This window comes from Xanthobacter autotrophicus ATCC 700552 (assembly GCF_043194565.1).
Lineage (GTDB): Bacteria > Pseudomonadota > Alphaproteobacteria > Rhizobiales > Xanthobacteraceae > Xanthobacter > Xanthobacter autotrophicus_F.
Genome location: NZ_JBAFVS010000012.1, coordinates 87,175 through 109,036 on the forward strand (window position 1 = coordinate 87,175; position 21,862 = coordinate 109,036).

The window sequence follows — 21,862 nt, forward strand, 5'->3', positions numbered from 1 at the left end:
CTATCCGTTTCGCACGGTCGCGCTTCGGGGATTGCCGTTTCACTGCGTATCGCTTCGCCGGGGATAGAACGGCCCATGCCGGTGGTCGTCCCCCCAACGGAGGATGCGTGTCTGTGTCTTACGCCCGCCGGGCTGAACCGGCAGCATCGTGCGTGTTTGGACTTTGTTCATCTTTCCGCGATCGCCCCACCTCCAATTACCGCCGTCCATCCCGGCGGCCGAAAGATGCAGTGAAGAGTGCTGCGGATTGGCCTGAACGGGCTTGATCTCGGCCGTGATGCGGCCTTCGCTGGGCGAGAGTGCGAGCCGTGAGGGCCTCGTGCGCCAAGGACGGACCGCGTGGCGCCGTCCTTGAACCTGGGAGCGCGTGCGCGTCCTGCCGTCGGGGGCCGGGCCGCCGCTTGGGGAGGGGTTGGCATGAACAAATATGTGGCCGAGTTCATCGGCACCGCCGTGCTGGTGCTGTTCGGATGTGGGTCTGCGGTGCTGACGGGCTATGGCTCCGCACCCATCGGCATGCTGGCCATCGCCTTTGCCTTCGGCCTCGCGGTGACGTCCATGGCCTATGGCATCGGCCACGTCTCGGGGTGCCACATCAATCCCGCGGTCACCATCGGCGTCTGGGCGGCCGGGCGTCTGCCCACCTCCGAGGTGCCCATGTACATCATCGCCCAGGTGCTGGGCGGCATCGCCGGCGCGGCCATCCTTTTCGTCATCGCCTCGGGCAAGCTTGCCGGCTTCGATGTCGCCACCGCCGGCCTCGGCCAGAACGGCTGGGGCGAGGGCTATATCGGCGGCTACGGGCTCGGCGCCGCCATCGTGGCCGAGCTGGTGGGCACCTTCGTGTTCCTGGTGGTGATCCTCGGCTCCACCTCCAAGGCCGGCATCACCCAGGCGGCGGGCCTCGCCATCGGCCTGTCGCTGGTGATGATCCACATCGTGTTCATCCCCGTGACCGGCGTGTCGGTGAACCCGGCCCGCTCCATCGGCCCGGCCCTGTTCGCCGGCGGCAAGGCCATCGGCCAGCTCTGGCTGTTCATCGTGGTGCCGCTGGTGGGCGCCTATCTCGCCGGCCTGCTGTTCAAGCTGAAGGTTCTGGAGGACTGAGCCTCCGGCCTCCCAAGCCGCGCGGCGCTTGAGCGTAAATGCCAGGTGCCGCGCGGGGCCGGAGCCTGAATGCATGACGCCCGCCCCTTGATCGGGCGTCGGCCACGCGAAATCAGCTCGCGTGGCACCCGAGCGAAACCGTCTTGAGCGAAATCGTCTTGAGCCAAACCGTTTTGGCTCCGGTCGAAGGGTGACGCCATCTTCGCCGGCCCCAAACGAACCTGCCCCAAACGAACAGGCCCGGCGCGGGGCCGGGCCTGTCGAAGCTGCATCGTCGCTGCATCGTCGGTTTGAGGCAGCGTCCGTTCCGGGCGGCCTTTGCCGCCCGCACCCCCTCACCGCACGATGATGTTCTTGAACTGCCAGGGGTCTTCGAGGTCCAGGTCCTCGGGGAACAGCTTCTGGCGGCCGGTGAGGGGCGTCCAGTCCGTATAGGTGCCGATCACCGGGCCGAGATAGGGCATCTGCACCTCTAGGCAGCGGTGGAAGTCCATCTCGTCGGCTTCCACGATGCCCGCGGTCGGGTTCTCCAGCGCCCACACCATGCCGGCGAGCACGGCGGAGGTCACCTGCAGGCCGGTGGCGTTCTGGTAGGGGGCGAGTTCCCGCGTCTGCTCGATGGAGAGCTGCGAGCCGAACCAATAGGCGTTCCTGGCGTGGCCGTAGACGAGCACGCCCAATTCGTCGATGCCGTCCACGATCTCATGCTCGTCGAGGATCTTCCACTTGCCCTGGAAGTGGCCGCCATTGCCGAACATCTCATGCAGGGAGAGCACGGCGTCGTTGGCCGGGTGGTAGGCATAATGGCAGGTGGGCCGGTAGAGCACGGTGTCGCCGTCGCGCACGGTCAGGTAGTCGGCGATGGAGATGCTCTCGTTGTGGGTGACGAGGAAGCCGTACTGGGCCTGCGGCGTCGGGGTCCAGGAGCGCACGCGGGTGGCGGCGCCGGGCGAGAGCAGATAGATGGCCGCGCCGCAGCCGGCCTCGTGGGTGCGGCCGTCCGGCGGCAACGCCTTCTCATGGGTGCCCCAGCCCAGTTCGGCGGGCTGGAGGCCTTCGGATACGAAGCCTTCCACCGACCAGGTGTTCCAGAACTCGCCCATCACCTTGGGCTCGCGGGCGCGCTGGGTGTCGCGCTCGGCGATGTGGATGCCCTTCACCCCCAGCGCGCGGGCGAGCTGGGCCCATTCCTCGCGGCTCGCCGGCTCCGGCCGGTCGAGGCCGGTGTCGGAAGCGATGTTGAGCAGCGCCTGCTTCACGAACCAGGACACCATGCCCGGATTGGCGCCGCAGGTGGACACCGCCGTGGTGCCGCCCGGATTGCGCCGGCGCGCGGCGAGCAGGCTCTCGCGCAGGGCGTAGTTGGTGCGCGCGGCGTTATCCATGGTCTCGTCGAAATAGAAGCCCTTCCAGGGCTCGATCACCGTATCCACATAGAGCGCGCCGATCTCGCGGGTGAGTTCCATCACCGCGATGGACGACACGTCCACCGAGAGGTTCACGCAGAAGCCCTGCCCGCCGCCATTGGTGAGCAGGGGGGTGAGCAGCTCGCGATAATTCTCGGCGGTGACTTCCGACTGGATGAAGCGGATGCCGCGGGCGTCGAGCAGCGTCTTGTGGTCCGCCACAGGATCGATCACCACCATGCGGGAGAGATCGAAATCGAAGTGGCGCTCGATCAGCGGCAGCGTGCCGCGGCCGATGGAGCCGAACCCGATCATCACGATGGGGCCGTCGATCTTCGCGTGGACCGGCCAGACGCTCATGGCGCTACACTCCTCGTCGGGGCGGCGGTCGTGGGACACGGGCGCCGCCCGATCATCAATTTTCAGGACGCGCTCCAACGGGGCGGTAACCGCTTCGTCGGCGCAGCGTCGGGGCAAAGTCCCGCGACGGATGCGCGGGCGGCGGCACCATGGGAAAAGCGCGCTCGCGCGTCAACCGAAGAGGCGCATGAAAGCCGGCAAATCAAATGATTGCGGCGGCTCCCGGCCCTCGGTCGCCGGATCGGCTCAGCCGGATTTGACCCGCGCGGGATGTGTTTGCCCGGGATGTGTCTGCCCGGGATGTGTCTGCCCGGGAGAGGTCTGCGCGGGATGGGTCCGCGCGGGGCGGGCGGGCATGCGATCGACCTTCAGCAGGTCGGGGAAGAGACGCATCCACAGCACGGCCACCAGGATAGTGCCGACGCCGCCGGCCACCCCCGCGCCCACCGCACCGAGCAGGGCGGCGGCCATGCCCGATTCGAACTCCCCCAGCTGATTGGAGGTGCCGATGAACAGCGAGTTCACCGCGCTCACCCGTCCGCGCATGGCATCAGGGGTGGAGAGCTGCACCAGCGAGGAGCGGATGACCACGCTCACATTGTCCGCCGCTCCCAGCACGAACAGCGCCCCAAGCGACAGGAAGAAACTGCTCGAGAGGGAAAACACCACGGTGGCGAGGCCGAACATCGCGACGGCGGCGAACATCTTGTGCCCGACCTTGTGCGACAGGGGCACGCGGGCGAGCACCACCGACATGAGCACCGCGCCCACCGCCGGAGCGGCGCGCAGGGCGCCGAGGCCCTCCGCCCCCACATGCAGGATGTCGCTGGCGAAGATGGGCAGCAGCGCCGTGACCCCGCCCAGCAGCACCGCGAACAGATCGAGGGAGATGGAGCCGAGCACAACCTTGTGCCCGCGGATGAAGACGAGGCCCTCCAGCAGGGTTCCGAGTGTCATTCCGCCGCGCTGCACCGGGGCGTGGGTGTGGCGCACCGCCATCATGGCGAGGGCCGCGGTGGCGTAGCACAGGGCGGCGCCCGCCAGCGGCACGGTGGCGCCGAACGCATAGGCGAAGCCGCCCACCGCCGGCCCGGCGATGGTCGCCATCTGCATGGCGGAGGAGGACACCGCCAGCGCCCGGGGCAGCACCTCGCCGGGCACGAGGCGGGGCAGCAGCGCCGCCATGGTGGGATGCTCGAAGGCGCGGCAGGCGCCGAGCATCACCACCGCGCCGTAGATGGCGGCAAGGCCGACCATGCCCTCCGCAAGGCCGAGGGCCAGCAGGGCGAGTGTCACCGCGGCGACGGACTGGCCGATGAAGACGATGCGCCGGCGGTCGAACACGTCGGCGGCATGTCCCGCGATCAGGCTCAGGAACAGCAGGGGCAGGAACTGGGCGAGGCCCACCAGCCCCAGCGCCACCGCGCTGCCGGTGAGGGCATAGACCAGCCAGCCCACCGCCACGCCGAGCATCTGGAAGGCGAGGGCGGAGGCGACGCGGCTGATCCAGAACAGCAGAAAGGCGGGGTGGTCCCGCAGCCGTTCGGACGGGCGTGGGGCAGGAGTTTGGGGCACGGGAGTTTGGGGCAGGGAAGCTTGGGGCAGGGAAGCTTGGGGCACGGAGCAGATCTCCGGGCCAAGGCGGCCCGGCTCTGGTCCGGCCCCGCCTCGGCCCGTCAGGCTGTGTCGGTGGAAACGCGGCCGGGGCAGGTGCCCTCGGCCGCCGGACGGTTCATGGTCGTGGCGTCAGTCGCTGGAGAGAATGTGGTTGCGGACGATGGGATAGACCTGTCCCGCCCATTTGCGGCCGGAGAACACGCCGTAATGGCCCACGCCCGCCTGCATGTGGTGGCGCTTCTTGTGCGGCCGCAGGGCGGAGCAGATGTCCTGCGCCGCCATGGTCTGGCCGATGGAGCAGATGTCGTCCCGCTCGCCTTCCACGGTGAGCAGCGCAGTCTTGCGGATGGCCTTGAAGTCGATGGGCTGGCCGCGATAGGTCAGTTCGCCCTTGGGCAGCCGGTATTCCTGGAATACGTAACGCACTGTTTCCAGATAGAACTCGGCGTCGAGGTCCAATACCGCGAAATACTCGTCGTAGAACGCCTTGGTGGACTCGGCCTTCTCGTCATCGCCTTCGGCAAGGGCTTTGTAGAGGTCGATATGGGCCTTGACGTGCCGGTTCACGTTCATGCTGACGAAGGCGGTGAGCTGAATGAAGCCCGGATAGACCCGGCGGCCCGAGCCGGGGAACCCCTTCGGCACCGTGGCGATGAGGTTCTTCTCGAACCACGACATGGGCTTGGAGGTGGCGAGCTCGTTCACCTTGGTGGGGTTGACGCGGCAGTCGATGGGGCCGGCCATGAGGGTCATGGAGGCGGGCACGGCCGGGTTCTTGTCCTGCGCCATCACGGCGGCGGCCACCAGCGCCTGGACGCACGGCTGGCACACGGCCACGAGGTGGGAGCCAGGCCCCATGATCTCCAGGAACTTGATGACGTGCTCGACATAGTCGTCGAAGGCGAACGGGCCGGCCGACAGGGGCACATCACGGGCATTGTGCCAGTCGGTGATGTACACGTCGTGGTCCGGCAGCATCGTCTTCACGGTGTTGACGAGCAGCGTCGCGAAATGGCCGGAAAGAGGTGCCACCACCAGCACACGGGGCTGGGCGATGTCCACGTCCTTCTTGAAGCGCAGCAGGGTGCCGAAGGGCAGCACCGCCACCTTCTCCTCGGTCACCTGGACCTCGCGGTTGCCCACCTCCACCGTGCGGAGGCCGAAGTCGGGGCGCCCATGGCTGAGGCCGGTGCGCTCCACCAGTTCGTAGGCCGCGGCGAGATGGCGCAGGCCGGCATGGCCGTAGCCGTTGATCAGCGGCCCCGTCAGCGTCTGACGGGCGAGCCCGGCCAGAAAGCGGATGGGTCCCATCAAATCGGACTGGGTTTGATACGCCTGATACATCATGGCTGCCCGTGCCGCTGCGACCGCCGGCTATGTACCGGAGAGACTGACCTGAATATCATCTGCAGCATGACGCTGAAAGGTCCTTCTGTTCCCCGTCTGCCGACGCCCTCGTGGACGGCGGAGCCATTCTGTTTAAGTTATTGCCGCAGGGCCTGCTTTCCGCTTTGCAGCAAGCCTGAACGGATGTACCTGTTACGGTGAATTGTGAAGCGGTGCGTGGTGCAATGCAACATGCTTCCACGCGAGGGGCGCCGGAGCCGGCGCCATTCCCGTCGAAATCGGTCGGAACGATCGATCCGCCCGCGAATGGACATGGGAACGCGGACCCCCGACCGACCCTCGGGCCGGACAGGTTCATGCCCTCGCGGTGGCACTTCGCAGCGTGAATTGGAGCGGCGCTATCCGGAAAGGGGCTGTTATCCGGAGAGGCGTTGTCCAGAGTGGCGTTGTCCAGTGATCCGCCGCCCCGTCGAGCGGCGACGCGGGCGCCACGGTGGCGACAGGATCGGGGGATCAAGCATCCAGGTCGAATAATCAGGTCGAGCACCCAAGTCGAGCACCCAGGTCGAATATCCGAGGCGCAGGACAGGCAGACGAGCATCCAGCATGGCGACACTCACCATCTCCAGCAAGAACTACTCCTCCTGGTCCCTGCGCGGCTGGCTTCTGTGCAAGATGGCCGGCCTGTCCTTCGAAGAGGAGCGCGTGCCCCTCGACGACCCGGACATGAAGGCCGAACTGCTGCTGTTGTCCCCCTCCTTCCTCGTGCCGCGCCTGGTGCATGAGGACGTGACCGTGTGGGACACCCTCGCCATCGCCGCCTTCCTCAATGAGGTCTTCCCGCAGGTCGGGCTGCTGCCTCCGGATCGCGCGGTGCGGGCGCACTGCCTGTCCATCTCCGGCGAGATGCATTCGGGCTTCGCCAACATGCGCTCGGCCCTGCCCATGAACATCAAGGCCCATTATCCGGGCTTCAAGGTGTGGGCCGGGGCACAGGCGGACATCGAGCGCATCGTCGCCATCTGGCGCGGCTGCCTCACCGCCCATGGCGGCCCCTTCCTCATGGGCGCGGCGCCGACGCTGGCCGACGCCATGTACGCCCCCGTCTGCTCGCGCTTCACCACCTACGACGTGAAACTGGATGCCGAGTGCGACGCCTACCGCGCCCGCATCATGGCCCTGCCTCTGATGCAGGAATGGATTGCCGGCGCCCAGGACGAGCCCGAGGAACTGGAAGAGCTCGGCGCCGAATTCTGACGGCATCGATGCTGTCATCCGCCGCCGCGTTGCCCCTCGGCGTGCTGGCGGCGGGCTTCGCCGTGCTGGTGCTGGCCGGCATGGTGAAGGGGCTCATCGGCATGGGCCTGCCCACGGTGGGCATCGGGCTGCTCAGCCTGTTCCTCACCCCCGCCGAGGCGGCGGCCGTGCTGATCCTGCCGGCCACCGTCACCAATCTCTGGCAATATTTCACCGGGCCGAACGTGGCCGGCACCGCCCGGCGCTTCGGCGCCATGATGGTCGCCGTGGTGCTGGGAACCCTCGCCGGCGGGCTGCTGCTGGGCGGCCTCACCTCCCCGGCCGCGGTGCCCATGCTGGGGGCGACTTTGCTGCTCTACGGCGCCCTCGGCCTCAGTGCAATTCCGCTGCGCCTGCCCGCCGGCTGCGAACGCTGGCTGTCGCCGCTCATGGGCCTGCTCACCGGGCTGGTGACAGGCACCACCGGGGTCTCGGTGATGCCGTCGGCGCCCTATCTCCAGGCGCTGGGGCTCAATCGGGATGACCTGGTGCAGGCCCTCGGCCTCACCTTCACGGTCTCCACCTTCGCCCTCGCGGCCGTGCTCGCCAGTCCCGGGGAGGGCGGTGCGGTACTGACCGATCCCATGGTGGCGCTGGCCTCGGTGGCGGCCCTTGCGCCCGCCTTCCTCGGCATGGAACTGGGCCGGCGGATCCGCCTTGCGGTTTCGCCGCTGGTGTTCCGCCGGGTCTTCTTCGCCGGCCTCGCAGTGCTCGGCGCCTACATGCTGGCGCGCGGGTTCCGGTAGGCGGGCCGGATCTCCGCCTATTCGGACAGGCGGTGGATGTCGTGTACCACGATGCCGATGGAATCGTCCGGCTTCTTCAGCCAGTCGCCCCGGCGCAGGGTCTTCACCGTGTCCTCGTAGCCGGTCTGCCAGTGGTCGCGCATGGAGACGGCGGAAAATTCGTAGTCCTTGGTATCCCGCTCGTAGGTCTTCTCCTGATAGATCAGGTGGCAGATGTTGACCGGGCCGGATGAGCTGTAATCCTCGATCAGGGCGAGGTCGTCCTCGGTGCGCAGCTGTTCTGGAATACGCTGGAGCGCGTCATAAAGCTTGGAGCGCAGCTCCTGCACCCGGCGGAAGACGTCCGTGGTGTAGCGGGTGCGGCTGGAATAGCCGATGTCCTTCTGCCGTTCGCTGACGTCGTACATGTCGCGGGGCAGCTGGCCGCGGGCGCTGAACAGGTCCACCTGGAACACCAGCGCGCTCGGATGATCCGGCTGGTCCAGCAGGAACTGGAGCGGGGTGTTGGAGACGACACCGCCGTCCCAATAATATTCGCCGTCGATTTTCACCGCCGGGAAACCGGGGGGCAGCGCTCCGGAGGCCATGATGTGCTCCGGCCCGATGGTGTGCTCGCGGTTGTCGAAATAGATGAAGTTGCCGGTGCGCACGTTCACCGCGCCCACCGAGAAGCGCTTGTCGCCGGAATTGATGCGGTCGAAGTCCACCAGCTTCAGCAGCGTGTCGTGCAGGGGCGAGGTGTCGTAGAAGGATGTGGCGCCGGGCGCTCCGGTGGGCAGCATCAGGGGGCTGGGGAAACGCGGCTTGAAGAAGCCGGGCTGGCCCTGCAGGATGGTCCGGGCGGCGCTGAACTGGTTGCGCCACTGCCGGAAGATGTCCCCCTCCAGATTGAAGGGGATGACCCGCTGCGAGGTAATGGTCTCCCAGAATTCCTTCAGCCGCGGCACCCGGTCCTGCGGGGCGTTGCCGGCGATGATGGCGCAATTGATGGCGCCGATGGAGACGCCGGAGATCCAGTTGGGGTCGCACCCCGCCTCCGCCAGCGCCTCGTAGACGCCGGCCTGGTAGGCGCCGAGCGCGCCGCCGCCCTGGAACACCAGGGCGGTGCGCTTGTACTCGCCGATGATGTCGCACAGGTCGGGCGGGAGGTGATTGGCGCGTAGTGTCATGGACCTTGCCTCTCGCATTCCGGCGGAACGCTCTTCGTGTTGAGGGGCGGCGCCCCGCGCCGCCCGTTCCACTGGATCATGTTCCGATCAGACGAGCCTGAGCGGATCTGGCTCTCGTCATGTGTCTCAAGGCGTCTTCGCGCGAAACGGATGCAGGTTCGCGCGAAGACGTTTCGAGGTTTCAGCCCTCGGCGTCCTTCATATAGTCGTAGATCACCTCGCCCATCCCGAGGGTGAGGTCCGCCTTCACATGCAGGGCGGAGATCACCTCCAGCACCGGCAGTTGCGAGACGTTGCACAGGGCGTGGGGGAACAGGCCGAGGGCGCCGGGTCCGGTCCAGCATTCCTTCAGGTTCACGTCTTCCAGATAGTAGCGCACCAGCTCGCAGATGCGCGGCTTGGCGTCCACGTCCGGGATGATCTTGAGCAGGAAGCTCGGGGTCAGCAGCGCGGCGAGCACCTTCTCCTTGTCGCAGGCCACATGCTTGTAGCCCATGGTGGCGGAGGCGCAGAGCACGCTGCCATAGTGCAGCGACCCCACCAGCGTGTCCTTCTCCACCACCAGCTTGGGATTGGCGAACTTCTTGGGGAAGCCCCACAGCTCGCGCCCGCCGGCGATAGGGCTCTCGTCATCGAGATACATGGAGTGGACATAGCCGCCCTCCACGCCCTGGAACCTCACTGGGATGACCTGTCCGGTCTCGGTATAGTCGCCGAAGCCGGTGGAATCCGGCATGCGGATGAATTCGTACTTCACGATCGGCTCGACGATTTCGAGCGGCTCCGGCACCACCCTCGCCAGCGCGGCGGGGTCGGTGCGGTAGGTGATGATCATGTATTCGCGATCGACGAACCGATAGGGTCCGGGCGGATAGGACGGGTTCACGAGAGGCATCGAAAAGGCAGTGCGGCGAACGTCGGCGATCTTCATCGGCGTTTCTCTCGTGCGCGTGGGCCGCTTCGCAGTCGCGAACGGGCGGCGCCACGTTAGTGCGCGCGCGGGCGCGTGAAAAGCGGTTCCATCGGCGGCGGCGCGCAAATTCGCCAATGGCTTGAGGCCGGACCAGACGGCCGGCCCACATGGTGCTTACGGGTCAGCCGTGACACCGCCGCGACGCGGAGCGATCTTGGGCGATCTTGGGCGATCTTGGGCGACCTTGGGGTCGCGGGCCGGTGGGGTCGCTCGCGCGTCCGCGCAGCCGGGAGGCTAACGCGGGGGTTCAGAAGGCGAGCAGGCCGCCCTTGCCGCCCTGGGTGCCGAAGGCCACGGCCCCGCCGGAGGGGTGCCAGGCCATGGCGCTCACCGGATCGGAATCCGGCGCGCGCAGCAGGATCTCGGCGGCGTCGGGGATGCGCACCATCATCACCATGCCGTCCTCGTAGCCGATGGCCACCACCGGGTCCTTGGGATGGGGGGCCACCACGGTGACGCGGGTGGTGGGGGAGGGGGCGAGCATGGAGGGCTCCTTGCCCATGGGGCCGTCCTTGGCCTGGAACGGCCACAGGATGGCCTCCCCCGAGCCCGAGGTGGCGAGCCACTTGCCGTCCGCCGTGAAGGCGAACGACTTCACCCGCGAGGGATAGCCGGACATGCGCATGTGCGCGCCGTCCACCACCCGCCAGCCGTGGAGCGCCGGCTCCTGCATGGAGGTGACCAGGAAGCGGCCGTCCGGCGAGAAGGCGACGCCGAGATGGGAGCCCTTCCAGCCGAACAGCTCCGGCTTGGCGGCGGCATTGGGAAACCACAGGGTGACGCCGCCGTAATGGGCCACCGCCAGGCGCAGCCCCTTGGGCGCGAAGGCAAGGCCCCCCACGGTGGAGGGCACGTCGAGGCTTTTCGGCTCGCCCTTCGCCGGCAGCACATGGGCGGTCTTGCCGGCGGACCAGGCGACGACGCCGTCCGGCCCCAGCGCCACCCGGTCGATCCAGCGGCCCTTCTGGCCGGCGAGGACGCGGGTGGAGCCGTCCGAACGGGTTTCCATGACCTGCCCGTCGTCGCCGCCGGTGACGAGGCGCTTGCCGTCGGAGGCGGCATCGAGCACGGCGCCGCCGTGGACCTGAACCGCCTTCGGTTCGGCGCCCACCAGATGCACCATGCCTTCCGTGCCCACGAAGGCCGCCGCCGCATCGAGGAAGGCGAGGGCGAAGATCCCGGTATCGAAGGCGAGGGGCTGCACCTTGCTGGTGAGGCTGGACGGGGCGGTGGACATGAAGGCGGCGTTCCCAATTGCGGCATCGACGCGCCTCATAAGGCACCGAACGTGCCCGACCGCAAGCCGGCACCAAGCACGCCGGCACCACCCAGGCCGGCACTACCCAGGTCGGCACTACCCAGGTCGGCACCACCCAGGCCGGCCCGTGCGGGGCTGTCGATCCGGCGGCCGTCAGTTGCTGGCGGCCTTGGCCACCAGCGGGCAGCCGCCCTCGTTGAGCGGCCGGAACGCCTCGTCGCCGGGAATGACGCGGATGAGCTTGAGATAGTCCCACGGATACTGCTGCTCGGACGGCGCCTTCACCTGCAGCAGGTAGAGGTCGTGGACCATGCGCCCGTCCTCGCGGATGCGCCCGCCGTGGGAAAAGAAATCGTCCACCGGAGCCGCCTTCATCTGCGCGGCGACGGTGGCGGTGTCGGCGGTGCCGGCCGCCTTCACCGCCTTCAGATAATGCAGGATGGCCGAATAGGTGCCAGCCTGGCCCATGGTGGGCATGGCCTTGTGGCGCTCGTAGAAGCGCTTGGACCAGGCGCGGGTCTCGTCGTTGAGGTCCCAGTAGAAGCCCTGGGTAAGGATGAGGCCCTGCGCCGTCTTCAGGCCGATGGCGTGGATGTCGGTGATGTGCAGGTAGAGGCCCGCCAGCTTCACGCCCGATTGGGGAATGCCGAATTCGTTCGCCTGCTTGATGGCGTTCACCTGATCGGCGCCCGAGTTGGCGAAGGCGATCAGTTTCGCGCCGGCGCCCTGGGCCTGTAGCAGATAGGACGAGAAATCGGTGGTGCCCTGCGGGTGCTTCACCGCGCCCGCCACCTTGCCGCCGCCCTTGGCGACGGCCGCCGCGGTGTCGCGCTCTAGCGCCGTGCCGAAGGCATAATCGGCGGTGATGAAGAACCATGGCCCCTCCTTGGCCAGCGATGCGCCGGTTCCGGCCGCCAGCGCGTAGGTGTCATAGGTCCAGTGGATGCCGGTGGGGGCGCAGGCCTTGCCGGTGAAGTCCGACGAGCCGCCGGTGGAGGCGAGCACCAGCTTGTTCTTGCGCCGGCCGATCTCCTGCACCGCCAGCAGCACCGAGGAGGTGGGGATGTCGGCGATCACCTCCACATTGTCCTCGTCGATCCAGCGGTTCACCAGCGCCGCGCCCACGTCCGGCTTGTTCTGGTGGTCGCCGGCGATGATCTCGACCGGGCGGCCGAGCACGCTGCCGCCGAAATCCTCCACCGCCATGTGCGCCGCGATCACCGAGCCCGGTCCCGCCATGTCGGCATAGATGCCGGCCTGATCGTTCAGCACGCCGATGCGTAGGGGCTTCTGGTCGGCCGCGGCGGCGAGCGGCGCCGCCAGCAGCGGGGCGAGGACAGCGGCAAGGAGCAGGGGGGCACGCATGAACGGGTCTCCGAAAGCGGTGCCTTCCGGATAATCAACAATTTCGAGTGATTCAATCAATAAAAACGTCGCAGGCGCGATAATGGAATAAATAGCGCTACTTCCATGTAATTCACCCCTTTGCCGCCGCGGCCCTTTCTGGCCTATGAGCATTTCCCCATTTCACTGAATCGGGGAAATGCTCTAGGTTATTGAGTTTACGCGTTTTCTTTACGCGAACCGGTATCCACTTCGCTCGAAAACGCTCTATGAGCAGCCAAGCCATCCCGCGCCCAGCGAGAAACGCCCTGTCCGATCCGCGACCGTTCGACACGCCCTTGCCCATCGACGCCGTTCTCGGCGACCTGACCGCGACGCTGGCCGCCGCGCCCTGCGCGGTGCTGGTGGCGCCGCCGGGCGCGGGCAAGACCACGCGGGTGCCCCTCGCGCTGCTGGACGCCCCGTGGGTCGCTGGCGGGCGCATCCTGGTGCTGGAGCCGCGCCGCCTCGCCGCCCGCGCCGCCGCCCGCCGCATGGCGCAGAGCCTCGGCGAGCGGGTGGGCGAGACGGTGGGTTACCGCACCCGCCTCGCCTCGGAGGTCTCCGGCCGCACCCGTATCGAGGTGATCACCGAAGGCATCTTCACCCGCATGGTGCTGGAGGACCCCGAGCTTTCAGGCGTCGCCGCCGTGCTGTTCGACGAGTTCCACGAGCGCAGCCTCGATGCCGACCTCGGCCTCGCCTTGGCCCTCGACGCCCAGCGGGGCCTGCGCGAGGACCTGCGGTTGCTCGCCATGTCGGCGACCCTGGATGGCGCCCGCGTCGCCGCCCTCATGGGCTGCACGGACGCCCCCGCCCCGGTGATCGAGAGCGAGGGCCGGGCTTTCCCGGTGGAGACATCCTATCTCGGCCGCGACCCGCGCAGCCCCCTTGAGCCGCAGATGGTGGAGGCCATCCGCCGGGCGCTCGCCCGCGAAAGCGGCTCCATCCTCGCCTTCCTGCCCGGCGCGGCGGAAATCCGGCGCACCGAAAGCCTGCTGCTGGACCAAGTGCGCGACCCGTCCGTCGACGTGGTCGCCCTGTTCGGGGCGCTGGAGGCGGCCGAGCAGGACCGCGCCGTTCTCCCCGCGCCGAAGGGCCGACGCAAGGTGGTGCTGGCCACCTCCATCGCTGAGACCTCGCTCACCATCGAGGGGGTGCGGGTGGTGGTGGATTGCGGCCTCGCCCGGGTGCCGCGCTTCGAGCCCGACGTGGGCCTGACGCGGCTGGAGACCGTGCGCGTCTCCCGCGCCGCCGCCGACCAGCGGCGCGGCCGCGCCGGCCGCACCGAGCCGGGCGTGTGCTATCGCCTCTGGGGCGAGGGCGAGACGGGGAGCCTTGCCGCCTTCGCCAAGCCGGAAATCCTCGCCGCCGACCTCACCGGGCTGGTGCTGGACCTCGCCCGCGTCGGCGTGCGCGAGCCGGCGTCCCTGCCTTTCCTCGATCCGCCGCCGGCCCCGGCGGTGAGCGAGGCCAAGGCGCTGCTGCGCCTGCTGGGCGCCCTCGATGCCGACGATACGGTCACGGCGCTGGGCCGGCGCATGGCGCGCCTGCCCCTGCCGCCGCGCCTCGCCCATCTGGTGGTGGTGGGCGCCGACCGGGGCGTGGCGCGGGAGGCGGCGGAGATCGCCGCCTTGCTCAGCGAGCGCGGATTGGGCGGGGATGGCGTGGACCTCCTCCATCGCCTCGACGGCTTCCGCCGCGACCGCTCCCGCCGGGCCGATGACGCCCGCCGCCTCGCCACCCGCTGGGCCGAGATGGCGCAGCGCGGCGGAGACCGGGCCGACGGCCCGCGTCCGTCGCCGGCGGCGCTGCTGGCCTTCGCCTTTCCGGACCGGGTGGCGAAGGCGCGCGGCGACGGCACGCGCTTCCTCCTCGCCAATGGCCGGGGCGCGGTGATGGACCCCGCGGCGGCCCTGGCGAAGGCGCCCTTCCTCGCCGTGGCCGAGGTGGGCGGACGGGCCGAGGCCGCGCGCATCTCGCTGGCCGCGGCCTTGTCGCCGGACGAGGTGGAGACGCAGTTCGCCGGCGACATCACCTCCGGCACCGAGATCGCCTTCGATACGGAGGCCGCCGCCGTGCGGGCGCGGGAGGTGCGGCGGCTGAAGGCCATCGTGCTCGCCGCTCAGCCGCGTCCGGTGCCGGCGACCGAGGCTACCGCGCGGGTGCTGGCGGAGGGCATTGCGACGCTCGGCCTCCACCGCCTGCCGCTGAGCGCGGCCACGGCGCAATGGCGTGCGCGCGTCGCCTTCCTGCGCGCGGCCGAGGGCGAGGCGTGGCCGGACCTCTCGGATGCGACCCTCGCCGCCAGCGCCGCCGATTGGCTCGCCCCGTTCCTCACCGGCAAGACCGCGCTGGCCGAGATTGCGCCGGGCGATGTGGGCAACGCCTTCCACGCGCTCCTGCCCTACGCGCTTTCGGCGCGGCTGGAGGCCGAGGCGCCCACCCATTTTGTCGCCCCCACCGGCTCGCACCTGCCCATCGACTATGATGCGGAGGGCGGGCCGCAGGTGAGCGTGCGGGTGCAGGAATTGTTCGGCCTCACCCAGCATCCGGCCATCGCCGGCGGCCGGGTGCCGCTGACGCTGGCGTTGCTCTCGCCCGCCCATCGGCCGATCCAGGTGACCAGGGACCTGCCGCAATTCTGGCGCGGCTCATGGCGGGAGGTGCGGGCCGACATGCGCGGGCGCTATCCCCGGCATCCCTGGCCCGAAGACCCCGCCGAGGCACCCCCCACCACCCGCGCCAAGCCAAGAGGGACGTGAGGGTAGGGACGTGAGGGTAGGGACGTGAGGGTAGGGACGTGAGTGTGGGAACTTGGCGAGCGGGAATGTCACCGCCGCCGCGCCCCCTCCCCACCCCTCCCCCGCAAGCGGGAGAGGGAGTTGGCCGGCGCGAGGTGGAGAGCAGAGTTTGCGCAAGCGGGAGAGAGGGCCGCCAGCGCTTCTTTTCAAACCGAGATATGGCCCGCTCAGCCCTCCTGCGCCGGAATGGGGCGGGGGCGGCCCTCCTCGTCGATGGCGACGAAGGTGAAGACGGCTTCCGTGACCTGGGTGGTCTGCTCGCTGGCGCGGGCGCGACGCCAGGCCTCCACCTCGATGCGCATGGAGGTGCGGCCCATCTTCACCACGCGGGCGAACAGGCTCACCTCGTCGCCCACCGCCACCGGAGACAGGAAGCTCATGGCCTCCACCGCCACCGTGGCCGCGCGCCCGCGCGAGCGCCGCGCCGCCACGTTGCCGGCGGCAAGGTCCATCTGGGACATCAGCCAGCCGCCGAAAATATCGCCGTTGGGATTGGTGTCGGCCGGCATGGCGATGGTCCGGATCACCGGCATGTCGTCCGGCATGTGGGCCGCTTTGTCGTGCATCGTCTCTCCAGGCGCCTGAGGCGCTTTCCCAAACAAGCGCCTCAGGCGCGGTTCCCCGTGGTCCGTGCGGCTGAGGCGCCTTGCGACTTTTGTCCATCGCCAAAATCTGGATAGCAAAAATCTGGCCGACTTCCCCAAAATTTGATCCATCTCAGGGAATCGGGCCGAAGGCGGTGGTTATCTCCCTCTTGTCCATGTCTTTTCGGGGCAGACAGGGCATGGATGACCGGCTCCGCCTTGCTGTGTGGGCGGAGCCGGTATCTCTTTCAGCCGTCTATCCGGCGGCCGATGCGGCGCTGTCGGGGCCTAAAGCTCCGGCAGCCCGCTCGAAAAACGGTCCGGCCGCCCAACCGGAGACCGTTATGCCGCGTTCTCGCGCTCCCCTCGCTGGCGTTCCCCTGGCCCTCAAGTCCATCCGCGTCGCCGCGCTCGCCGCCGCCGCGCTCTATGTCGCCGGCCTCGGTGCCGGGGTGGCGCAGGCCTGTACCCGCGCGGTCTATCTCGGCTCCGATGGCGTGGTCATCACCGGCCGGTCCATGGACTGGGCGGAGGACATGCGCACCAATCTCTGGGCCTTTCCGGCCGGCATGGCGCGCACCGGCGCCGCCGGAGCGAATACCCCGAAATGGGTGTCCAAGTACGGCAGCCTCATCGCCTCCGGCTATGACGTGGGCACGGCGGACGGCATGAACGAGAAGGGCCTCGTCGCCAATCTGCTCTATCTGGCTGAATCCGAATACGCCAAGCCGGATGGCCGCCCGGCCCTCTCCATCAGCCTGTGGGCGCAATATGTGCTCGACAATTTCGCCACGGTGAGCGAGGCGGTGACGGCCCTGTCCGCCCAGCCGTTCGTGGTGGTGACGGCAAACCTGCCCAATGGCGCGGGCGCGCAACTGCACCTCGCCATTTCCGACCCCTCGGGCGACAGCGCCATCTTCGAATATCTGGGCGGCAAGCTGGTGGTCCACCACGGCCGCCAGTATCAGGTGATGACCAATTCGCCGTTCTTCGACCAGCAGCTGGCGCTCAACAGCTACTGGGAGCAGATCGGCGGCACGGTGTTCCTGCCGGGCACCAACCGGGCGGCCGACCGCTTCGCCCGCGCCAGCTTCTTCATCAAGGCCATCCCCACGAAGGCCTCCCCGGCCATCCTCACCGCCGTGCCGGACGGCACCTATGCCAATCAGGCGGTGGCCAGCGTCGCCAGCGTGATGCGCTCGGTGAGCGTGCCGCTGGGGCTCACCACGCCGGGCGAGCCCAATATCGCCTCCACCCTGTGGCGGACCGTGAGCGACCAGAAGGATCGCGTCTATTTCTATGATTCCGCCACCAGCCCCAACAGCTTCTGGGTGCCCCTCGACAGCCTCGACCTGAAGGCCGGGGCGCCGGTGAAGAAGCTGACGCTGACCGGTGGCAAGGTCTATTCGGGCAATGCGGCGGGCCGTTTCGAGCCGGCCGCGCCCTTCACCTTCCTTCCGGTGGAGGTGAAGTAGCGCGCCCCGGTTGCATGGCGGTTGCCTGACGGCGCGGGGCGGCCCCGGCTGTCCCGCGCAACATGCTGCAGCGCAGTAAAATTTTCGCCTTGCCGTCCCCTTGCGCCGGATCGCCGCGCGTCCTGCTCGCCTCTTGATTGGCATCAATACAAGGAGCAAGGTGCCGTCATAACCTTATAACAATGAGGAACGGCTCCGTCGGAGCCGCACCCAGTCGCTCAGTCGCCGCAGGGTTCGGAATGAACTACGACAGCTTTTTTGCCGACGCCATCGACGCCCTGCGCAAGGAGCGCCGTTATCGTACCTTCGCCGAGATCGAGCGTGACGCGCGCCATTTCCCGCGCGCGGTCTGGCATTCCCCCGGCGGCCCCCGCGACATCGTGGTGTGGTGCTCCAACGACTATCTGGGCATGGGCAGCCATCCCGACGTGGTCGCCGCCATGTGCGAGGCCGCGAAGGCGCGCGGTGCCGGTGCCGGCGGCACCCGCAACATCTCGGGCAACAGCCACGAAATCGTGATGCTGGAGCGCGAGCTGGCCGATCTGCACGGCAAGGAATCCGGCCTCGTCTTCACCTCCGGCTACATTTCCAACGCCACCGGCATCTCCACCATCGTCAAGCTGATCCCCGACTGCGTGGTGATCTCCGACGAGCTCAACCACAATTCCATGATCGAGGGCGTGCGCCACGGCGGCCGGCAGAAGGCCATCTTCCGCCACAACGACCTCGACCACCTGGAAGAGCTGCTCAAGGCGGCCGGCGACCGGCCCAAGCTGGTGGTGTTCGAGAGCGTCTATTCCATGGACGGCGACATCGCCCCCATCGGCGCCATCTGCGAGCTGGCCGAGCGCTACGGCGCCATGACCTATCTCGATGAAGTCCATGCCGTGGGCATGTATGGCGAGCGCGGCGGCGGCGTCGCCGAGCGCGACGGCGTCATGCACAAGGTGGATGTGGTCGAGGGCACGCTGGGCAAGGCCTTCGGCGTGGTCGGCGGCTACATCACCGGCAAGCGCCTCATCATCGATGCGGTGCGCTCCTATGCGCCGGGCTTCATCTTCACCACCGCGCTGCCCCCGGCGGTCGCGGCGGCAGCTGCCGCGTCGGTGCGGCACCTGAAGACGTCCCAGGTGGAGCGCGACGGCCAGCGCGCCCAGGTGGCCAAGGTCAAGCGCGCGCTTGCGGCTGCCGGCCTGCCGCAGATGGATACGCCCACCCACATCGTCCCGGTGATGGTGGGCGATGCCAAGGCCTGCAAGATGGCCAGCGACCTGCTGCTCGCCGAGTACGGCATCTATATCCAGCCCATCAACTACCCCACTGTGCCCCGCGGCACGGAGCGGCTGCGCATCACCCCCACCCCGTTCCACGACGACGCGCTCATCGCCCATCTGGCCAAGGCGCTCACCGATGTGTGGGAACGGCTGGAACTGCCCTACGCCGACCACGTGGCCGAGCGCGCCTCCGCTTCGTCCCGTCGCACGGCGCTGGGGCCCGCGCCCATCCCGCTGCCGGTGGCCGGCGGCTGATGCGATCGGCCTTCGATTGATGAAAGAGCCCCGGCTGGTCCGGGGCTTTTTCCTTTCCGGCGCTACGTGCGGTCCGGCGTGCCGATGGCCCTGCCGTCCGCCCCGAAGAAGGGGTGCGGGCCGTCATAGGCGCCGATGAAGCTGCGGTGGGTCACCACGCGGCCGTCCGTGAACAGATGCAGGGACAGGCTCGGCGGCTCCATGTGGAAGGAGGGCGGCGCCTCGCGGTCAAGGGCGAGGCTCACCGCATGGGCGGGCGCCGGCCCGATGGTGGCGGCGACGCCGGCGAAGCTTGTGGTCACCGCCCGGTGGACATGGCCGCAGGTGAAGCCCAGCACCTGGGGCCAGTGGCCGAACACCTCTTCCAGCCGCGCCGCGTCGGACAGGTTCTGCACATCCATGTGCCGGATGCCGGTGAGGAACGGCGGATGGTGGGCGCAGACGAAGGCCGGCCGTTCGGGCGCCGCAGCCAGCGCGCGGTCGAGGAACGACAGGCCCTGTTCCCCCAGCATGCCGTGCGGGCGGCCGTGGACGGTGGAATCCAGCATCACCAGCCGCAGCGGGAAATCGTCCACCACGTAATTCACCCGCCCGGCCTCGCACCGCGCGGCGATCTCGGGGAAGGCGGCCAGCAGGCCGGCCGACGAATCATGGTTGCCCGGAATGGGAAACAGCGGCATGGGCAGCGCCGCCGTGATCGCCCGGAAGCGGGCATATTCGGCCGCATGGTCGAAATCCGTGAGGTCGCCGGTGACGATCACCACGTCGGGCCGGGGCGCCAGCGTGAGGATGTGGGCGACCGCGGCTTCCAGATAGAGCGCCGTGTCCACCACCCCATAGGCGAGGGTGCCGGGGCGGCGGATGTGGGTGTCGGTGAGCTGGGCGATGAGCATGGGGCAGGATCAGATGAGCAGAGCAAGACGGGAAGGAAGGGTGGGAAAGGCAATCAGGCGAGGCTGATTCGGGCAGGATCGAGGATAAGCCCCACGGCGCCGCCGGCGAGCAGGGCCCCATCGGCGGGCGCCTCCACGAGGATGCGTGCCCCGGACGGGTCCTTGAGGGTCACCTTCTGGCGGGCGCCCTGGAATTCCACCTGTACCACCTCGAACACAAGGGTGGTCTCGGTCGGGTTCGCGAGCCGCGCGGCCTCGGGCCGGAACAGCAGCCGCGCCGCGCCTTGCCCGGCCGCGGCGGCCGGTGGCGGCGCAAGATCCGGCGGCAGCGGCACGATCCCCGCCGCCGTCTCGAAGCGGCCGTTCTTCACCGTCCCCGCGAGGCGGTTGGTGACGCCCACGAAATCGGCCACGAAATCGTCGGCGGGGCGAAAATAGACATCGCGCGGGGTGCCCACCTGGGCGATAGCGCCGTTGCGCATCACCACGATGCGGTCGCCCAGGGCCAGCGCCTCCGCCTGGTCGTGGGTGACATAGATGGCGGTGATGGCGAGGCGCTTCAGCAGCGCGTCGATCTCGCCGCGTAGATGCTCGCGCAGGGCGGCGTCCAGCGCGGTGAGCGGCTCGTCGAGCAGGATCACGCGCGGTTCAACGGCCAGCGCCCGGGCCAGGGCCACCCGCTGGCGCTGGCCGCCGGAGAGCTGGTCGATGCGCCGCTGCGCCAACGCACCGATGCGCATCATCTCCAGCACGCCCGCCGCCTGCGCGCGCCGCGCCGCCTGGGCCATGCCGCGCACGCGCAGGCCGTAGGCGACATTGTCGATGACGCTCATATTGGGGAACAGGGCATAGGACTGGAAGACCATGCCCACATTGCGCTTCTCGATGGGCAGGCCGGTCACGTCCGCCCCGTCGAACAGGATGCGCCCGCCCGCGTCGGGGGCCTCCAGCCCGGCGATGAGGCGCAGCAGCGTGGTCTTGCCGCAGCCCGAGGGGCCGAGCAGCACCAAAGTCTCGCCCGCCGTCACGTCGAGATCGAGGGGGGACAAGGCGCGGGTGCCGTCGGCGAAGGTCTTGCCGCAGCCGGACACGGTGATGGCGGCGCCCCGGTTCATCGCGCGGCGTCCTGCACGGTGCGGCCGAACAGCTGGAGGGCGACGAGCAGGGGCACGATCATGACGAAGAACACCAGCGTGTAGGCGCTCGCGATTTCGAGGCGCATGGAGGCGTAGCTGTCGGCAAGGCCCACCGGCAGCGTCTTGGTGAGGGGGGTGTGCAGCATCCAGGTGAGGTTGAACTCGCCGATGGAGAGGGTCACCACCATCAGCGCTCCGGCGAGGATGCCGCCCCGCGCATTGGGCACCACCACATGGAAGAAGCGCTGCAGCGGCGAGGCGCCGAGCGAGGCGGCGCCTTCCTCCAGCGTGCGCACGTCCACGGCGGCGAGCACCGCCATCACCGCGCGCAGCATGAAGGGCAGGGTGTAGAGCACATGCCCGGTGAGGATGAAGAGCGGGCTCATGCGGAATTCGCGGATGCCGCCATAGGCGAGGATGAGGGCCAGCGCCAGCGCGAGGCCGGGGATGGCGACGGGCAGGGTCACCACCTCCTCCACCAGCCGGGTGAGGCGCGAGGGACGGCGCGCCAGCGCCCACGCCGCCGGCACGCCGATGAGCAGGGTGGCGGCAAGGGTGCCGAGCGCGATGGCGATGGAGAGGAAGATGGTGTCGGAATAAAGCGCCAGCACCTCGCCGATCCACTTCAGGGTGAGGCCGGAGGAGACCCCGCGGAAGTAGTTGACGGTGAAGCCGGCGAGGATGGAGGCGCCCGCCGGCACCATCAGGAAGGCGCAGGCCAGCAGCGTCACGCCAAGCTGGAAGGCGAAGGTGAGGCGGTGGGGTTTCATCGAGGCCGT

Annotated in this window: 17 protein-coding genes; 6 read left to right on the forward strand and 11 right to left on the reverse strand. The window is 68.7% G+C overall.

The features are described 5' to 3' along the window. Nucleotides 1–417: 417 nt before the first annotated feature. Nucleotides 418–1,107 carry an aquaporin Z gene (aqpZ, locus tag V5F48_RS14265; protein WP_282639720.1) on the forward strand — a complete coding sequence of 230 codons (690 nt, stop codon included), beginning with the start codon at nt 418–420 and terminating at the stop codon, nt 1,105–1,107. Between the two features lie 335 nt (nt 1,108–1,442). On the opposite strand, the gene V5F48_RS14270 is transcribed toward aqpZ, so the two are convergent. From V5F48_RS14270 to V5F48_RS14280, 3 genes are all read right to left on the reverse strand, one after another. Further along, nucleotides 1,443–2,873, reverse strand: coding sequence for a homospermidine synthase (locus V5F48_RS14270; RefSeq protein ID WP_394110093.1), 1,431 nt, complete (start codon nt 2,871–2,873; stop codon nt 1,443–1,445). 246 nt (nt 2,874–3,119) lie between these two features. Next, nucleotides 3,120–4,463: an MFS transporter gene (locus V5F48_RS14275; protein ID WP_394259304.1), complete on the reverse strand. Its 1,344-nt coding sequence runs from the start codon at nt 4,461–4,463 to the stop codon at nt 3,120–3,122. A gap of 156 nt (nt 4,464–4,619) precedes the next feature. Continuing rightward, nucleotides 4,620–5,837, reverse strand: a complete 1,218-nt coding sequence (locus V5F48_RS14280) for a polyhydroxyalkanoate depolymerase (RefSeq protein ID WP_394110095.1) — start codon at nt 5,835–5,837, stop codon at nt 4,620–4,622. A gap of 606 nt (nt 5,838–6,443) precedes the next feature. Here V5F48_RS14280 and V5F48_RS14285 point away from each other — a divergent pair. Further along, entirely contained in the window at nt 6,444–7,094 is a 651-nt protein-coding gene (locus tag V5F48_RS14285; RefSeq protein ID WP_394259250.1) for a glutathione S-transferase family protein, read from the forward strand. Between the two features lie 8 nt (nt 7,095–7,102). Next, nucleotides 7,103–7,879, forward strand: a complete 777-nt coding sequence (locus V5F48_RS14290) for a sulfite exporter TauE/SafE family protein (RefSeq protein ID WP_394259251.1) — start codon at nt 7,103–7,105, stop codon at nt 7,877–7,879. A gap of 17 nt (nt 7,880–7,896) precedes the next feature. On the opposite strand, the gene V5F48_RS14295 is transcribed toward V5F48_RS14290, so the two are convergent. The 4 genes from V5F48_RS14295 to V5F48_RS14310 form a co-directional block, all read right to left on the reverse strand. Next, nucleotides 7,897–9,048, reverse strand: coding sequence for a patatin-like phospholipase family protein (locus V5F48_RS14295; RefSeq protein ID WP_394110098.1), 1,152 nt, complete (start codon nt 9,046–9,048; stop codon nt 7,897–7,899). 181 nt (nt 9,049–9,229) lie between these two features. Further along, complete coding sequence (locus V5F48_RS14300) at nt 9,230–9,979, reverse strand: acetoacetate decarboxylase (RefSeq protein ID WP_394110099.1); 750 nt, start codon at nt 9,977–9,979, stop codon at nt 9,230–9,232. 289 nt (nt 9,980–10,268) lie between these two features. Continuing rightward, nucleotides 10,269–11,258: a WD40 repeat domain-containing protein gene (locus tag V5F48_RS14305; RefSeq protein WP_394259252.1), complete on the reverse strand. Its 990-nt coding sequence runs from the start codon at nt 11,256–11,258 to the stop codon at nt 10,269–10,271. 174 nt (nt 11,259–11,432) lie between these two features. Next, entirely contained in the window at nt 11,433–12,644 is a 1,212-nt protein-coding gene (locus tag V5F48_RS14310; RefSeq protein WP_394259253.1) for an ABC transporter substrate-binding protein, read from the reverse strand. A gap of 248 nt (nt 12,645–12,892) precedes the next feature. Here V5F48_RS14310 and hrpB point away from each other — a divergent pair, with 248 nt between their 5' ends. Next, nucleotides 12,893–15,427, forward strand: a complete 2,535-nt coding sequence (hrpB, locus tag V5F48_RS14315; RefSeq protein WP_394259254.1) for an ATP-dependent helicase HrpB — start codon at nt 12,893–12,895, stop codon at nt 15,425–15,427. Nucleotides 15,428–15,633: 206 nt separating this feature from the next. On the opposite strand, the gene V5F48_RS14320 is transcribed toward hrpB, so the two are convergent. Next, on the reverse strand, nt 15,634–16,032 hold the full coding sequence (locus V5F48_RS14320) for an acyl-CoA thioesterase (protein ID WP_394259255.1): 399 nt from the start codon (nt 16,030–16,032) through the stop codon (nt 15,634–15,636). A 362-nt stretch (nt 16,033–16,394) separates the two neighbouring features. On the opposite strand from V5F48_RS14320, the gene V5F48_RS14325 reads away from it, so the two are divergent. Both V5F48_RS14325 and hemA read left to right on the forward strand, forming a co-directional pair. Next, nucleotides 16,395–17,525 carry a linear amide C-N hydrolase gene (locus V5F48_RS14325; RefSeq protein WP_394259256.1) on the forward strand — a complete coding sequence of 377 codons (1,131 nt, stop codon included), beginning with the start codon at nt 16,395–16,397 and terminating at the stop codon, nt 17,523–17,525. A 239-nt stretch (nt 17,526–17,764) separates the two neighbouring features. Next, nucleotides 17,765–19,054, forward strand: a complete 1,290-nt coding sequence (gene hemA / locus V5F48_RS14330) for a 5-aminolevulinate synthase (RefSeq protein ID WP_394111171.1) — start codon at nt 17,765–17,767, stop codon at nt 19,052–19,054. A gap of 62 nt (nt 19,055–19,116) precedes the next feature. On the opposite strand, the gene V5F48_RS14335 is transcribed toward hemA, so the two are convergent. From V5F48_RS14335 to V5F48_RS14345, 3 genes are read right to left on the reverse strand one after another with little or no spacing between them, the layout of a single operon-like run. Then, entirely contained in the window at nt 19,117–19,947 is an 831-nt protein-coding gene (locus V5F48_RS14335; protein ID WP_394259257.1) for a phosphodiesterase, read from the reverse strand. 53 nt (nt 19,948–20,000) lie between these two features. Then, complete coding sequence (locus V5F48_RS14340; RefSeq protein ID WP_394259258.1) at nt 20,001–21,062, reverse strand: ABC transporter ATP-binding protein; 1,062 nt, start codon at nt 21,060–21,062, stop codon at nt 20,001–20,003. Continuing rightward, complete coding sequence (locus V5F48_RS14345; RefSeq protein WP_394259259.1) at nt 21,059–21,853, reverse strand: ABC transporter permease; 795 nt, start codon at nt 21,851–21,853, stop codon at nt 21,059–21,061. Before V5F48_RS14345 ends, V5F48_RS14340 begins: the two co-directional genes overlap by 4 nt. Between the last annotated feature and the right edge of the window lie 9 nt (nt 21,854–21,862).

Coding starts and splice junctions, on each gene's coding strand:
- aqpZ (WP_282639720.1), top strand. CDS start 418: ATGAACAAATATGTGGCCGAGTTCATCGGCACCGCCGTGCTGGTGCTG.
- V5F48_RS14270 (WP_394110093.1), bottom strand. CDS start 2,873: ATGAGCGTCTGGCCGGTCCACGCGAAGATCGACGGCCCCATCGTGATG.
- V5F48_RS14280 (WP_394110095.1), bottom strand. CDS start 5,837: ATGATGTATCAGGCGTATCAAACCCAGTCCGATTTGATGGGACCCATC.
- V5F48_RS14285 (WP_394259250.1), top strand. CDS start 6,444: ATGGCGACACTCACCATCTCCAGCAAGAACTACTCCTCCTGGTCCCTG.
- V5F48_RS14290 (WP_394259251.1), top strand. CDS start 7,103: ATGCTGTCATCCGCCGCCGCGTTGCCCCTCGGCGTGCTGGCGGCGGGC.
- V5F48_RS14295 (WP_394110098.1), bottom strand. CDS start 9,048: ATGACACTACGCGCCAATCACCTCCCGCCCGACCTGTGCGACATCATC.
- V5F48_RS14300 (WP_394110099.1), bottom strand. CDS start 9,979: ATGAAGATCGCCGACGTTCGCCGCACTGCCTTTTCGATGCCTCTCGTG.
- V5F48_RS14305 (WP_394259252.1), bottom strand. CDS start 11,258: ATGTCCACCGCCCCGTCCAGCCTCACCAGCAAGGTGCAGCCCCTCGCC.
- V5F48_RS14310 (WP_394259253.1), bottom strand. CDS start 12,644: ATGCGTGCCCCCCTGCTCCTTGCCGCTGTCCTCGCCCCGCTGCTGGCG.
- hrpB (WP_394259254.1), top strand. CDS start 12,893: ATGAGCAGCCAAGCCATCCCGCGCCCAGCGAGAAACGCCCTGTCCGAT.
- V5F48_RS14320 (WP_394259255.1), bottom strand. CDS start 16,032: ATGCACGACAAAGCGGCCCACATGCCGGACGACATGCCGGTGATCCGG.
- V5F48_RS14325 (WP_394259256.1), top strand. CDS start 16,395: ATGCCGCGTTCTCGCGCTCCCCTCGCTGGCGTTCCCCTGGCCCTCAAG.
- hemA (WP_394111171.1), top strand. CDS start 17,765: ATGAACTACGACAGCTTTTTTGCCGACGCCATCGACGCCCTGCGCAAG.
- V5F48_RS14335 (WP_394259257.1), bottom strand. CDS start 19,947: ATGCTCATCGCCCAGCTCACCGACACCCACATCCGCCGCCCCGGCACC.
- V5F48_RS14340 (WP_394259258.1), bottom strand. CDS start 21,062: ATGAACCGGGGCGCCGCCATCACCGTGTCCGGCTGCGGCAAGACCTTC.
- V5F48_RS14345 (WP_394259259.1), bottom strand. CDS start 21,853: ATGAAACCCCACCGCCTCACCTTCGCCTTCCAGCTTGGCGTGACGCTG.